Annotated in this window: 10 protein-coding genes; 9 read left to right on the top strand and 1 reads right to left on the bottom strand. The window is 42.7% G+C overall.

Annotation, left to right across the window (positions count from 1 at the left end):
* Window positions 1–30: 30 nt before the first annotated feature.
* The 8 genes from mgrA to MusilaSJ_RS08000 all read left to right on the top strand — a co-directional run bounded on the left by mgrA (window position 31) and on the right by MusilaSJ_RS08000 (window position 12,348).
* Window positions 31–1,029 (top strand): L-glyceraldehyde 3-phosphate reductase, encoded by a 999-nt coding sequence (gene mgrA, locus MusilaSJ_RS08035; protein WP_274989483.1) that lies wholly within the window; start codon window positions 31–33, stop codon window positions 1,027–1,029.
* Between the two features lie 439 nt (window positions 1,030–1,468).
* Window positions 1,469–2,092 carry an RNA polymerase sigma-70 factor gene (locus tag MusilaSJ_RS08030; protein ID WP_274989482.1) on the top strand — a complete coding sequence of 208 codons (624 nt, stop codon included), beginning with the start codon at window positions 1,469–1,471 and terminating at the stop codon, window positions 2,090–2,092.
* A gap of 55 nt (window positions 2,093–2,147) precedes the next feature.
* Window positions 2,148–3,230: a FecR family protein gene (locus MusilaSJ_RS08025; protein WP_274989481.1), complete on the top strand. Its 1,083-nt coding sequence runs from the start codon at window positions 2,148–2,150 to the stop codon at window positions 3,228–3,230.
* Between the two features lie 222 nt (window positions 3,231–3,452).
* Complete coding sequence (locus MusilaSJ_RS08020; protein WP_274989480.1) at window positions 3,453–6,737, top strand: TonB-dependent receptor; 3,285 nt, start codon at window positions 3,453–3,455, stop codon at window positions 6,735–6,737.
* 28 nt (window positions 6,738–6,765) lie between these two features.
* A complete protein-coding gene (locus MusilaSJ_RS08015) occupies window positions 6,766–8,322 on the top strand; it encodes a RagB/SusD family nutrient uptake outer membrane protein (protein ID WP_274989479.1) in 1,557 nt (518 codons plus the stop codon).
* 148 nt (window positions 8,323–8,470) lie between these two features.
* Window positions 8,471–9,979 (top strand): arabinan endo-1,5-alpha-L-arabinosidase, encoded by a 1,509-nt coding sequence (locus MusilaSJ_RS08010; protein WP_274989478.1) that lies wholly within the window; start codon window positions 8,471–8,473, stop codon window positions 9,977–9,979.
* A gap of 538 nt (window positions 9,980–10,517) precedes the next feature.
* Entirely contained in the window at window positions 10,518–10,952 is a 435-nt protein-coding gene (locus MusilaSJ_RS08005; protein ID WP_274989477.1) for a CBS domain-containing protein, read from the top strand.
* Window positions 10,953–11,052: 100 nt separating this feature from the next.
* Window positions 11,053–12,348: a DUF885 domain-containing protein gene (locus MusilaSJ_RS08000; protein ID WP_274989476.1), complete on the top strand. Its 1,296-nt coding sequence runs from the start codon at window positions 11,053–11,055 to the stop codon at window positions 12,346–12,348.
* Between the two features lie 125 nt (window positions 12,349–12,473).
* Here the strand turns inward: MusilaSJ_RS08000 and MusilaSJ_RS07995 are convergent, their stop codons facing one another.
* A complete protein-coding gene (locus tag MusilaSJ_RS07995; RefSeq protein ID WP_274989475.1) occupies window positions 12,474–13,100 on the bottom strand; it encodes a CatA-like O-acetyltransferase in 627 nt (208 codons plus the stop codon).
* A gap of 143 nt (window positions 13,101–13,243) precedes the next feature.
* Here MusilaSJ_RS07995 and MusilaSJ_RS07990 point away from each other — a divergent pair, with 143 nt between their 5' ends.
* Window positions 13,244–14,086 (top strand): isocitrate lyase/PEP mutase family protein, encoded by an 843-nt coding sequence (locus MusilaSJ_RS07990; protein WP_274989474.1) that lies wholly within the window; start codon window positions 13,244–13,246, stop codon window positions 14,084–14,086.
* Window positions 14,087–14,219: the final 133 nt, after the last annotated feature.

Raw genomic sequence — 14,219 nt, 5'->3', positions numbered from 1 at the left:
CAACTTTGGATTTTACTAATTATTTAAGATATGACTTATCTACCCAATCAAAACCGTTACCAGGATATGGAATACCGCCGTTGCGGTAACAGTGGTTTAAAACTGCCGGCGGTATCGCTTGGCTTATGGCATAACTTCGGCGGTATCGACAGCCTGGAGAACGCCCGCAATATTTTACGTTTAGCCTTTGATAAAGGCATTACCCATTTTGACCTGGCCAATAACTATGGTCCGCCCGCAGGTTCTGCCGAGGAAACTTTTGGGCGTATTTTTAAAGATGATTTTAAAAACTACCGCGACGAACTTATTGTTTCAAGCAAAGCCGGATGGGGTATGTGGGAAGGCCCGTATGGCGACTGGGGCTCAAAAAAATATTTGGTAGCCAGTTTAGATCAAAGCCTTAAACGTATGGGGTTGGATTATGTAGATATCTTCTATCATCACCGTCCCGACCCTGAAACTCCTATCGAAGAAACAATGGGAGCATTGGATTTGATCGTGCGCCAGGGCAAAGCTTTATATGTTGGGATTTCAAGCTATAGCGCTTCCGAAACAGAAAAAGCAGTTGCCGTATTGAAAGAGCTGGGCACACCATGCCTCATTCATCAGCCTAAATATTCCATGTTCGACAGATGGGTTGAAGGTGGTTTGCTTGACGTGCTGGAAGATAAAGGTGTTGGTTGTATCCCATTCTCACCATTGGCACAAGGCTTATTAACCAATAAATACCTGAAAGGTATCCCCGAAGGTTCGCGGGCTGCTGCCCACCGCGGCAACGGCGCTATTGACGAAGATGCCATAACCGAACAAAACATAGCCAAAGCCGCAAAACTGAATGAGCTTGCCCTGCAACGCGGTCAAAACCTGGCGCAAATGGCACTGTCATGGATCCTGAAAGATAAACGCATTACCTCGGTACTGATAGGCGCAAGTAAGCCGGAGCAGGTTACAGATTCTATCGGTTGTTTAACCAATACTTCATTTACGGATGAAGAGTTGAAGTTGATCAATAATATACTGGCGTATTAATGTCAAGTTCTGAGCCTTAAGTATTCAGTTCAAAGTACAAAAAAGAAAATCCTGACTAAAGACTTATAGCTAAAAAGCACAGGCCCCGCCGAAAGCCGGGGCTTTTTTGTTGTAAGTTTTTGCAAAATCTATTCCGGCCGTATATTAATTATTGTTTAAATGACACTTTATTTATAGGTTAATTTGGCTTGAAAAAGCGGAAAGAGTAGCTAATTTAAAAGATTAATCCCTGCTGGATACTTCCATTGGGGGCTTCTATAAAACAATTTAGTAGGTTGTTTTTTGAAAATTTGATTTTTTACTAAAAAAATTTTAATTGTTTTTTGAACAATTAAAATAAATATTATATCTTAGATTTTCATTAGCGTGATAACCCCGCTTTAATGAAGGCCAATTACCAATTATATTAATTTAAACCATACTTAACCCGCGCCGGGTTTTGATAAAAGTAAATACAACCGATAAGGAGATGTTGGACACCGAGATTAAGTACTTGCTTAATGATATTGCTTTAAACAGCAGCAGGGCTTCCTTTAAAAGGCTGTACTTATTTTACTATGGTAAGTTGTTTAGCCTTGCAAAATCGCTGGTTAAACAGGATGAACTGGCCGAAGAGATCACCAACGATGTTTTTATGAACTTGTGGACACGCCGTGCCTCGTTGCCTGAGATCAATAACTTTACTTATTACTGCTATACATCGGTTAAAAATAAATCGCTTACCTGCCTCGCCAAAAATCAGTTGAAAAGTGTGAATATTGATGATGTGCATGCAGATGTTGCCGATTCAAGCGCAACAGGGGAGGACAAACTGGTTTGCGAGGACCTTACCAAACTGATCAATACTACATTGAGCAAACTATCCGATCAATGCCGTCTTGTTTTTAAGTTGATAAAGGAAGACGACCTGAAATATCGTGAAGTAGCCGATTTACTCGATATCTCCATAAAAACTGTTGAGTACCACATGGGCAACGCCCTGAAAACGCTTGTACTGGGGCTAAAGGATGCCCAAAAATTGCCCGGCACAGTTAGCCCCGAAAAAATTTCAAAAAATATTTAATTCTACACTGGGGTATCCCGATTATTTACAGTCTTTATATATAGAGCCGTAAATAATGATTAACAACATCTGGATACTTATTGGTAAAAAGTTAAATGGTGAAGCTTCGCCCGAAGAGTTACTTGAACTTGAGCAACTGTTACAGCAACAGGGGGATACCGTTATGTACCCGATGGATGAGCTGGAGGAAATCTGGAAAAATGATCAGCAAATTGCCGAGGATGAAAAACTGCTAAGCAAGTGGGCTGCTTTTGACGCCGAACTTGATGCTGTTGAAGAAAAGGAAGCTGAAGAGGCTGCGCAGGTTATCGCTGTTCAAACCAAAAAGAAAAAAGCCAGGATCATTAAACTGGGCTCATTGCTGGCCGCGGCCTGTTTAATGTTGGGTGTTTTCTGGTTTACCCGTAAAGAAACCATGGTGCCGGGAAAGTCCAATGAAATAACTGCTCCTAAAAATGGGATCAGTAAAATTCAATTGCCCGATGGCAGCCGTGTTTGGCTCAATATGGGCAGCAAACTTACTTATAATAATGATTTTGGTACCGAGCAAAGAAAGGTATCCCTGGTGGGTGAAGCCTTTTTTGATGTAGTTAAAGATCCGCAGCACCCTTTTGTAGTTACTACCACAACCATCAGCATCAGGGTGTTAGGTACTAAATTCAATGTGCGTTCATATAATAATGATAAAACATCCGAAGCCGCACTCATTCGCGGTAAAATTGAACTTACCGTTTTAAAAAATCCCGAAAAAAAGATCATCCTTAACCCATCAGAAAAAATTACGGTGATCAACAACCAGGAACTACAACTTAAAAGTAATACCCCAACGTATAAGATAGCTGAAGAAACTCCGCTTATAGCACTGAGCCGTATCCACCAGGCCAAAAAGGACACTTTGCCATCAGAAGCCTTATGGCTTGAAAATAAACTGGCCTTTGACGCTGAAGACTTTGAAAACATCGCCCAAAAAATGGAGCGCAGATATAATGTGAACATCGTTTTTGAAAATGAGGATGTAAAAAAGCTGCGCTTTACCGGTAAGTTTGAAAAAGAATCGATTAATAAGGCTTTATTGAGCCTGCAGAAAACGGCGGCGTTCCGTTATAAAATTGACACTAACCAAATTGTAATTTATTAATTAATAAACCTTTATGAAAGAGCCTATGCGTAAATAAGTATCAAATCTGAAACCATAAAAAATGGGAAGATGTTCCCGCATCCCCCCATTATAATGTGGTACAAGTTAACTACCAGTCCTTCTATAAACCCAATAGTTAAATAACCTTAATGCTAAATTATGAAAAAAAATGCACACCGCATTAACCCATTGCGGCTGAACCAATTTTTGAAAGTACTTCTTATGTTTAAATTTATCTGTATCCTGGTACTCGCCTCCTCACTGCAGGCGTTTTCAAAAGGATATGGTCAGACCCGCATCAACGTTAATTTCCAAAACATGCCCCTGAAAAAGGCGTTAAAGGAAATCGAAAAAAAGTCTGACTATCGCTTTTTGTATAACGACGATATGTTGTTGAAAAACGATATGCCCGCCAGTTTAAATACAAAAGATGCATCGCTTGAAGAGGTGATGAAAATTGTACTTAGTAATACCAACCTGAGTTATACGCTGGGTGATAATAACCTGGTTATCCTTACAGAAAAGGGAAAGGCAATGGCCCCCGGCACTGTGAGCGGTAAGGTAACCGATGATGAAGGCCTGCCCATGCCTGGTGTTACCGTAAGGATAAAGGGCGCCAATGTAAGCGCCCAAACCGATTTGCAGGGGCGTTATACCTTAAATATTCCCGATAATAATACAGGTGGTGTAGTACTTGTTTTTTCGTTTGTTGGCTATGTGTCGCAGGAAATAACAGTTACCGGCAACTCGTTGATCAATGTACAGTTAAAAGCAGCATCCAATTCTTTAAACGAAGTAATAGTGGTTGGATACGGCACACAGAAAAAGGAAAACCTTACAGGTTCTGTTGCTGTAGTAAATCTTAAGGATGCCAATAAACGTGTAACACCTGACGTTGCCAGAGCTTTACAAGGCCAGGTTGCAGGTGTACAGGTAAATGGTTCGGGTGTACCGGGCGAAGGCGTTTCTATCCGGATCCGCGGTGTAAGCTCATTAAATAGCAATAACCCGTTGTTTATAATTGACGGTGTGCCAACATTTGAGCCCTTTGACTTCCCGAATACTGATATTGAAAGTTTGCAAGTGATTAAAGATGCATCTGCGGGCGCAATTTATGGGTTTCGTGGTGCTAATGGTGTAGTTATCATCACCACCAAACGGGGCAAAAATGGTCCGATGAAGATCAACTACAACGGCTATGCAGGTTTTCAGAAAAATCCAAAAACGCTTTCCGTTACCGATAGGATAGGTTATCAAAAAATCGCTAATGCAGCTGAAACTAATGCAGGTTTGTCTTTAGCACCAGGTAATGATCCGTCATCAAGCAAATTTATCAGTAATGTAAATACCGACTGGCAAAAATCAGGTTTCCGAACCGGCTATACCCAAAGCCATGACCTCGGTTTATCCGGAGGTAACGATAACATGAGCTATAATGTTGCTTTTGACTACTTTAACCAAACCGGTACAACGGTATCCGGGCCCTCATATACCCGGTATAACCTAAGCGGCAATATTCAAGGTAAAAAAGGTATCGTATCTTTCGGTACTAAGTTTGCCTATACCGAAGGTGATTATAATAACCTGGCATATCCGCACCTGCACGGTACAGGTAACCAAATAGTCGACCTGGTTACTGCAATTCCTACCATGCCTATTTATGACCCTAACCGCGTTGGCGGTTATGGAGGTGTTGATCAAAATACACAGAGGGCTATTTCGCTAAATATTATAGGTGTAAATAACTTATTGAACAGCACAGGCCAGCGTAACCGTATGATGGCATCGGCCTGGATGGAGGTAGATATACTTAAGAACCTAAAATACCGCATCAGCGGAAGTTACGACCGCAACGATTTTAGAAACACTTATTTTGATCCTATTTATGATTTGGGCTGGTTTTATCCCAATACAACTGCTTACTACAGTGATGCCAGGGGCAACTATTATACCCAATTGATAGAAAACACGCTGAGCTATAAACTGAATGTTAAAAAGCATAATTTTGAGATTTTGGCAGGTACCGCGTATCAGAAAAATGCTACCAGCAATTTAACAGGTGTAGCATTAAACTTGCCCCAGCCTTATTTATTCTCACTTGACAACGTAAGTAACCCGGCTAATAAAACAGCTTACAGCAACAGCTTTATTACCAAATTTTATTCGCCGATATTTGCACGTATCAATTACAATTATGATGACAGGTATCTGTTAACCTTTAACTATAGGCGAGACGGTAGCTCCCAACTTACTCAACAGCATCGTTATGGGAATTTCCCGGGAGCATCAATCGGTTGGAACATCAATAAAGAAAAATTTATACACCTGCCAGAGGCTATTACGCAGTTAAAACTTAAAGCCGGGTACGGAATATTGGGTAACATAAACGCTTTATCTAATCCATATCCTTACCAAACCATTGTAAATGGAAATGCAAGCTATGTGTTTGGTAATACACTTGCTACAGGAACAACCCAAACCCAGGTGTTTGACCAAACCAATAAATGGGAAGGTAAAAAAACAACCAACATCGGCCTTGATTTAAGCTTGTTTCATGACCAGCTTGCATTTTCATCAGAGTATTATATCAATAAAATTACCGGTGTATTGTTAGGGGTGCCTATTCCGCCTTCGGTAGGGGCAATTAATACGCCGCTGGTTAATGCTGCCTCTTTTACCAATAAAGGTATCGAGTTTACGGTAACTTATCGCAGCAGGGATACCGGTCCGTTCAATTACACCATTAGCGCAAATGCTTCAACCGTTAAGAATAAGGTGACATCATTAGGCAATGGCGGTAACCCGATATATGGCGCGTACAGCAAAACAGCAGTAGGCGGCGAAGTTGGTGAGCTATATGCTTTTAAAACCGAAGGCATTTTTAAAAATGCTGCCGAAGTGGCCGCCCATGCTACTCAAACAGGTGCCGCTCCCGGCGATGTTAAGTTTGTTGATACCGACCATAACGGTATTATCAATGATGATGACCGTGTTTATCTGGGCTCTGCAATTCCAAAACTTTACTATGGATTCAATTTTAGCGCCAACTATAAAAACATTGACGCGTCAATATTTATACAGGGTAATTACGGCAGCAAAATTGCCAATGGTGTTTATCAGGCTTTAATGACCGGTCAGTATGGCAATCAAAGTACTGATGAATTAAATTACTGGACACCATCCAATACCAATACTAATGTGCCAAGGCCAATTATCGGCGATCCGAACGCGAATGGTCGCAATTCGGATAGGTTCATTCAAAGTGCCTCATATGCCCGCCTGCAAACTGCACAGTTAGGTTATACGTTGCCTGCTGCTTTATTAAACCGCACACACGTATTCAGGAGCGTAAGGATCTACCTGTCAGGGCAAAATCTTTATACAATAACCAAATACAAAGGTTACGATCCTGATTTTATTAATGATGGTACAATTAACCGCGGTTTTGATTATGGTTCGTTCCCTAATCCGCGCACTTTGCTGGTTGGTTTACAGGTAGGCTTATAATTATTGATAAACATTAAACATTAGTATAATGAAAAATATATTTAAAAAGGCCATAGTTACTGGTTTAGTACTGTCGGCTTTTGCAATGGGGTGTAAAAAAAGTGATTTAAATACTGTAAACCCTAACGCGCAAACAACCCAAACGTTTTGGCAAACTTCTGATGATGCTGTAAAAGGGATAAATGCGGTATATGGCAGTTTAATTATTGATGGTTCATACATGCGTTTTTCGCCGATAGTGGAAAACACAAGGGGCGATGATGCTACAAGCTACAGTCCATGGGACCAGATCTATAACATGGGTAAGTTCAATATGCAAAGCAGTGGCGCGGGCGTACTGTTTTCATGGACGGCCTATTACCAGGGTATTTTACGCGCGAACGAAGTGCTGAAATATGTACCCGCCATTAATATGGATGCCGAACTGAAGAAACGTGTATTGGGTCAGGCCTATTTTCTGCGTGGCCTGTATTATTTCCACCTGGCCGATTTTTATAAAAACGTGCCTATGCCGTTGGTTCCTGCCGGCTCAAGTGCCGATTATTTCCAAAAGCAACAGCCCCAGGATGTAGTTTGGGCACAGGTGATCAGCGATTTTAAAGCTGCCGAAGGCATGCTGCCAGCAACTTACAGCGGCTTATCGCCCGATGGACAGATAGGTCGTGCTACCAGGGGAGCGGCAGCAGCGTTTCTGGGGAAAACCTACCTGTTCACAAAAAAATATGCGGAAGCTGCTGCCGAGTTCAAATCAGTTATTGACATGGGTACTTATAGCCTTGTGCCTAATTACTACGATAACTTTTTTGCCAATAATGAAAACAACTCCGAATCGATTTTTGAGGTTCAGTTTTCAAGGGATGCCGGAGGTACTGATCTGGGCTGGGGAGGCGATCCGTCATCAGGATGGGGCCGTACATCTGCCCGTGCCATCACCTTTGGCGCAGCGAGTTTTGGTTTTACAGATGTGCAGCCAACGCCTGCATTATACAATGAATATCTGCAGGAAAAAACAACCAGTGGCGGTGTCGACCCACGTTTGGATGTAACCATGTATTACAACAAACCCGGCGAAAAATTATATAACGAGGATTTTGCCGCCCGCTATGCCGGCAGCTCCTCATTAAATGCCCTGTTTTGCCATAAGTATGAAAACGGCGACAGCGGCCAGGCCGATGAGTATGACTGGAGATCAGGTATCAACGAAAGATTGATGCGTTATGCTGATGTACTGCTGATGTACGCTGAGTGTTTGAACGAATTGGGCCAAACAAATGATGCTTATCAATACATCCAGCTGGTACGCAGCCGTGTTGGTTTGCCAAACTTAGCTACGGTAAAACCGGGCATGAGCCAGGCTGAGATGCGCGATCAGATAGGTCACGAACGTTTCCTGGAATTTTCGTTGGAAGGCCACCGTTTTGATGATATCCGCCGCTGGGGCTGGTTACAGGATGTAGCTAAACTGGCATGGCTAAAATCCCGCGACCCGGAATTTAATACCTATACCGCAGGTAAAGAGTATTTGCCGATACCGCTGAGCGAAGTGCAAACCAATGTTGGTTTGGTACAAAATACGGGCTATTAGAAAAAAGAGCGGGGGAGGTGCGATTCCTTCCCTGGGGAAGGAGTAGGAAGGGGTTTATGAATCATGGCAAATATACTGCTTATATAAACCCCTCCCTGCCACTTCACAGCCCGCCACACCCCTCCCGCGGGAGGGAATTAAAAATTAAGTGAAAGAGACGAACACGATGATGAATACAGCGAAAAATCTATACTTAATAACCGCACTGGCAACAGTGCTGTTTTCCTGCTCAAAAAAGGAAACACCTGCGCCAACTAAAACGGATACTACCACAACTCCACCGGTAACAACGGCGTTTGATATCAACAGTATCAGTGATACTTACGCGGATATTGCGGCATTTACCTATTATCCTAAGTGGACAGTGTATAACGTGCATGACCCATCCATTAAAAAGTTTGGTGATTATTATTATTGCTATAGTACCGATGTGGCTTTTGGTACTGATGTAAGGCCGGGCTTGCAAATCCGCAGGTCGAAGGATTTGGTGCAGTGGGAGTATGTGGGTTGGGTATTTTCGTCATTGCCGGCGCAGGGATCTGCCTATATTACGGGTAAAGGCGGTACGCCTTACAACGCCTTATGGGCACCTTACGTAATGAAGGTGGGTTCAGAGTACAGATTGTATTATTCGCTTTCATCGCCTGTAGCACGCCTGAGTGTTATCGGTATGGCGACGGCTTCATCGCCTGACGGCCCCTGGTCGGAGAAAGGCCTCGTTGTAACATCAACCAATGATGCCAGTATCCAAACAAACGCTATCGACCCAACCGTAATAACTACAACCACCGGCGAGCAGTACATGTACTACGGCTCGGCATGGGATGGGATCTATATCCTGAAACTTGATCCTTCAACCGGCCTGGCGGCCAGCTCGGGCGATAAGGGCAAGCGCATAGCTAACCGCGGTTTTACCGGCGGCAAATACAATGGTAACATTGAAGGCGCGGAAGTGATCTACAACTCCGATCTGAAAAAGTATTTCCTGTTTATCAGTTATGACTGGCTGCAAACCAAGTATAATGTTAGGGTAGGGCGGGGCGATAGCCCGACCGGTCCGTTTTATGATTATAACGGGCATGACATCAATACCGATGAGGATCATGGCCCCATGATCCTTGCGCCATACCAGTTCAGCAACCAAAGCGGCTGGCAGGGCACAGGGCATTGTGCAGTGTTTGACAACGGTAGCGGGCAATATTACATGGCGCACCAGGGCAGGCCGGGTATTAACTCCTACTTTATGGACCTGCACGTTCGTAAAATATCATGGACAACCGACGGCTGGCCAATAGTATCGCCTGAGCGATATGCCAATGTTGCTCAAACAACCATTGCATCAACCGATGTGGCAGGGAACTATGAAAAAATTACGCTGAATTATCATGTTGTACCAGGTTATGGTACCGAGCAAACCAATCCGGATTTCCAGGTTTCAACAACCTTTAAACTGGACGCTGCCGGTACTATTGATGGTAACGCTGCTGATAAATGGACATTTACCGCTCCGTGGCTTGAGCTTAAATACAGCAACGGCGATACTTACAAGCTAAAAGTTGAACGTGAGCGCGACTGGGAAAATAAAATAACATCAACCCTGATATTTACCGGGTTAGATAGCCATGGCACCGCTATTTGGGGAAAGAGAAAACAATAGGTTTGTTTTTATATAGGTTGGTAGCCCTTCGGTTTAATTACCGGGGGGCTTTTTTAATAAAATAAATCGAGATTGTTGGTGAAGCTATTTTGTCAGCGCCTTTTATTATTAGGGTAACTTATTCAAAAAGTCACGATAAAAACAAAAAAAGAGGTTGAATAAACATGGCGTCAAATCTTCTGTAAAACACGTATTGTTTTATTCTTATTAGTTTTATTTGCTGATTATCAGTTAGTTGAATGTGTTTTATTGAATGAGCTAATTGATTGATTATCAATTTGTTTCATTTTTATGCCGTCCCGCGTTTCAAGGTTCAAAAAATGGAACATTTGTTTTTTACAAAAAAGACAGCCAGCATTTTTTTTATTTTTTTTCGGGAATCAAAAAATTGGGACACCCGTTTTGTTACAATATAAGGATTGGTTTAAACTGCATGGCCGAACGGTTTTTTTAGCCTGAATAGATTTTGTTTTCCACAATCCATTGTTTTTCTGTTACTTATTCGTATCTTGAATTTACCAAATTAACCTGAGTATTTATGAAAAGTGTAAAGCATATCCTGGCCCGTAAGGGGAACAACGTTACTGCAGTACCTGCCGATACCACCGTGTTTAACGTGTTGAAACTGATGGCCGAAAAAAACATCGGCTCGGTAGTGGTAACCGAAAATGGCAGGTATATGGGCCTGATGACGGAGAGGGATTACTCCCGTAAAATCATTTTAATGGGTAAACACTCCGACGAAACCACCGCCGGCGAGATCATAAGTACCAATTTCCCGAGGATCACCCCCGAATCATCAGTTGATGAATGCATGCTGATCATGAGCGAAAATAATATCAGGTATTTACCGGTGTTTGATATGGCCGATCAGTTATGCGGTATTATTTCAATGAGCGATGTGGTGTACGAAACTATCTATTCGCAAAGGGAAACCATTGAGCAGTTGCACAGTTACATCCAATCAACATAAACAAAAATGCTTTTGGATTACTGATAATGGTTAACTGGGGATTTGTTTTTGTATAAATTAGTCAAAGCAAATATTTAGGTTTGTTAACCACTGCGTGTTTATGAGGCGACTTCTTGTTTTTTTGTTTTTTACTTTAACATCTTCTCTCGCTATTGGCCAGCAATCTCCTTTTGATGCTTTTTGTAATGATTTTGTAGCCGGCTACACTGAATTGCATTTGCCCCAGCTGGAGCTAAGCTACACAAGCGGATTAGAACATATCGGCACCGCTGCTGATGTGCAAAAACAGTTAGCTTTTTTTACAAAAATAAAGACTGGTTTATCAGCCTTCAAAGCAGATCAGCTCAGCGAACCGGAAAAAGTAGATTATCAGCTGATCAGCTATGAAACCGGCCTCAATTTAGAGCGGATTAAACTTGAGCAGGATTGGTTAAAAAATAAACCTGCTGTGATTCCTGCAGGCGGTATTATCACTATCCCCAACGGCAAAGCATGGTATGTCTACCTGCTGAAACGATGGGTCAGCACCAGTGCTACACCTGATGAAATCTACCAGTTTGGCCTTACCGAAGTTAGCCGGGTTAAAAAGCATATCGAAGCTATCCGCCTGCAAACCGGGTTAAGTGAGGATGATTTTTATAAACACCTCAATGACCCTTCTTTTTTTATCAGTGACCCGAAGGTAGTTCAGCAATCCTTCGAAAATACCAAAGCGGTTATTTACGCCAACTTGCCCAAACTGTTTAACAATACCAACATAGCCCCGCTAAAAATTGTAAAGGGCGAAAGCAGGCAGCTGGCACAAACGCCCGGCTATTACGATAATAATGCGTTTTACTATAATCTTTTTGATAAGCCATACAATAAGCGGCAGGTCGACTGGCTTTTTATTCACGAGGGAGTTCCTGGTCACCATTACCAGGCGAGTATGGAGGCACAAACCAAAACATCTGCCGTGCAGCAGTTGTTTTATTATATGGGTTTTGCCGAGGGTTGGGCGGCATATACCGAAGAGTTGGGCAAACAACTTGGCGTATACCAAACGCCTTACGATGAGCTTGGCAAATGGGAGTGGGATATTGTACGGTCGGTACGTGTGCCTTTGGATGTAGCACTTAATTATTACGGCTGGACGGATGAACAGGCACTGGCATTTTGGAAAAAGAACATCCGGGGACAGGATGATATTGCCATGCGCGAAATTGCCCGCATGCGCCGCTGGCCGGCACAGGTAGTTACCTACAAGTATGGCGCATTACAAATATTGCATTGGAAAGAGGAATTGCAGCAAAAGCAGGGCGCGCAATTTAATATCAGGGATTTTCATTCACGCGTACTTGATCATGGCTCGCTGCCGTTGTTTATGGTTAAGGAAAATGTGTTTAAAAAAAGTTAAACCTTTTGTCTCGTAAATCAATACATGGAAAGGTTGCACAGAGGTGCAAAAGGTTTGTAGAATAATTATTAGAGGTTTTTTTAGTGTGCCGGAGGCACGCAACCTCTTAGCTTTATATCGTTAGCCTAAAATCCCTTATTCAACAATTCCTGGTAACAATCAATATACTGGCCCACGTGGATGCCATCAACCAAAGCATGGTTTACGTGAATGGATAGAGGTATGGTGCGCTTACCATGATGCTCTGTCATTTTCCCAAACGAAACCTTGGGGCAGCTGTCCATAAATGAAAACATGCGCGCATGCGACAGTGAGGTGAAATTGATCCAGGGTAGCGAAGAAAAACGGATTACATTGTTTAAAGCCTTGCGTTCAAGCAGGTTGTTACTTTGTACCCGTTCAATTTCCTTGTTGGCGTCGCGGGCAAAATCTTCGAACAAGGGATGAAAGGGCCATTCACCAAAGCCAAATGTGCCATTAGCCCGCGGAACGGTTGAGCTGGCATCAATCTGGTCGTAAATAAAAACATCATTGCCTTCCATACGATATTTGAAAGGCTCAATAATTTGCGAGGCGGCTAAAGACTGATACATGGTATAAAGGAAAAATGAGATCCCGTTATCCTTCACAAACTTATAGGCGGCTGTTACATCAACGTTTACGTTTACGCCATAATAGGGCTCTTCAAACTGTTTAAAAAAGTTGTAATGCTCTTTCCTGATCCAGTTTTCAATATCTATTTTTTGTTTCATAACTATTGCTGTTGCAATAATAGGGATATTAAGTCGGAAGTTAGAAATCGTAAGTCTTAAGTCAAAAAGCAAATTTCCGACTTAAGCCTCGTGACTGCACACTAACTTTTGCTTAATTTCGATAAACACTAATCTGCCTTCAAATGTCATCAGCAATAAACAATTCCCAATATCAAAAAGCCGAAGTTTTTAAGGCCCTGCAAGGGCGCGATGGCTTGTTTATCATCCCTAATCCCTGGGACGCCGGTTCGGCTAAAATTTTAACTGGGTTAGGTTTTGAAGCTTTCACTACCACCAGCGCTGGTTTGGCTTATGTACTTGGCCGGCCGGATGGCCATGCCCTGATCAATCGCGATGAAACGCTTGATAATGCAAGAGCTATCATTAATGCCACGCATTTACCTGTAGCTGCTGATTTGGAGAATGGTTTTGGCGATACACCAGAGATCTGTGCCGAAACTATCTTAGCCGCAGCGGGAGTGGGGCTGGTTGGCGGCTCGATAGAGGATGCCACAGGTAATGATCGTGATCCCATTTACAATTTTGAGCTTTCGGTTGTGCGGGTAAAAGCAGCTGTTGAAGCAGCGCGGAGTTTACCGTTTCATTTTATGCTAACCGCCAGGGCCGAAAATATGATCCACGGGAAAATAGACCTGCAGGACACCATAAAACGCCTTGTTGCTTATGCCGATGCAGGTGCCGATGTGCTTTTTGCGCCCGGACTTAAAACAAGGGAACAGATAAGAGAGGTGGTAAAAGCCGTTGCTCCCAAACCTGTAAACATTGTGCTTGGCGCAGCAGGTTTTGATATCAGCTTTAATGAACTGGCAGATCTGGGCGTAAAAAGGGTAAGCCTTGGTTCGGCATTGGCAAGGGCTGCTTTGGGCGCTTTTCAGCGGGCCGCTGTTGAACTTTCACAGGGAAGTTATGGTTTTGTAAATGATGCTGTTCCTTACTCGGAATTAAATAAGATTTTTGGAAAATAATCGAATCTCTTTCCTTGATTTAACCGAGGTGGTTTTTGAACTATTTTAACTTTTGGTCATGCCATAACGCGGTAATTTTCAGCGTGTAAAACCTGTTCACGTTGAATTATCAAAATACCATTTGGTATATTGT

The sequence above is a fragment of the Mucilaginibacter sp. SJ genome (genome assembly GCF_028993635.1).
Taxonomy (GTDB): Bacteria; Bacteroidota; Bacteroidia; order Sphingobacteriales; family Sphingobacteriaceae; genus Mucilaginibacter.
Note: the sequence above shows the minus strand (reverse complement) of the source record. Positions and strands in the feature narration are given on the sequence as shown.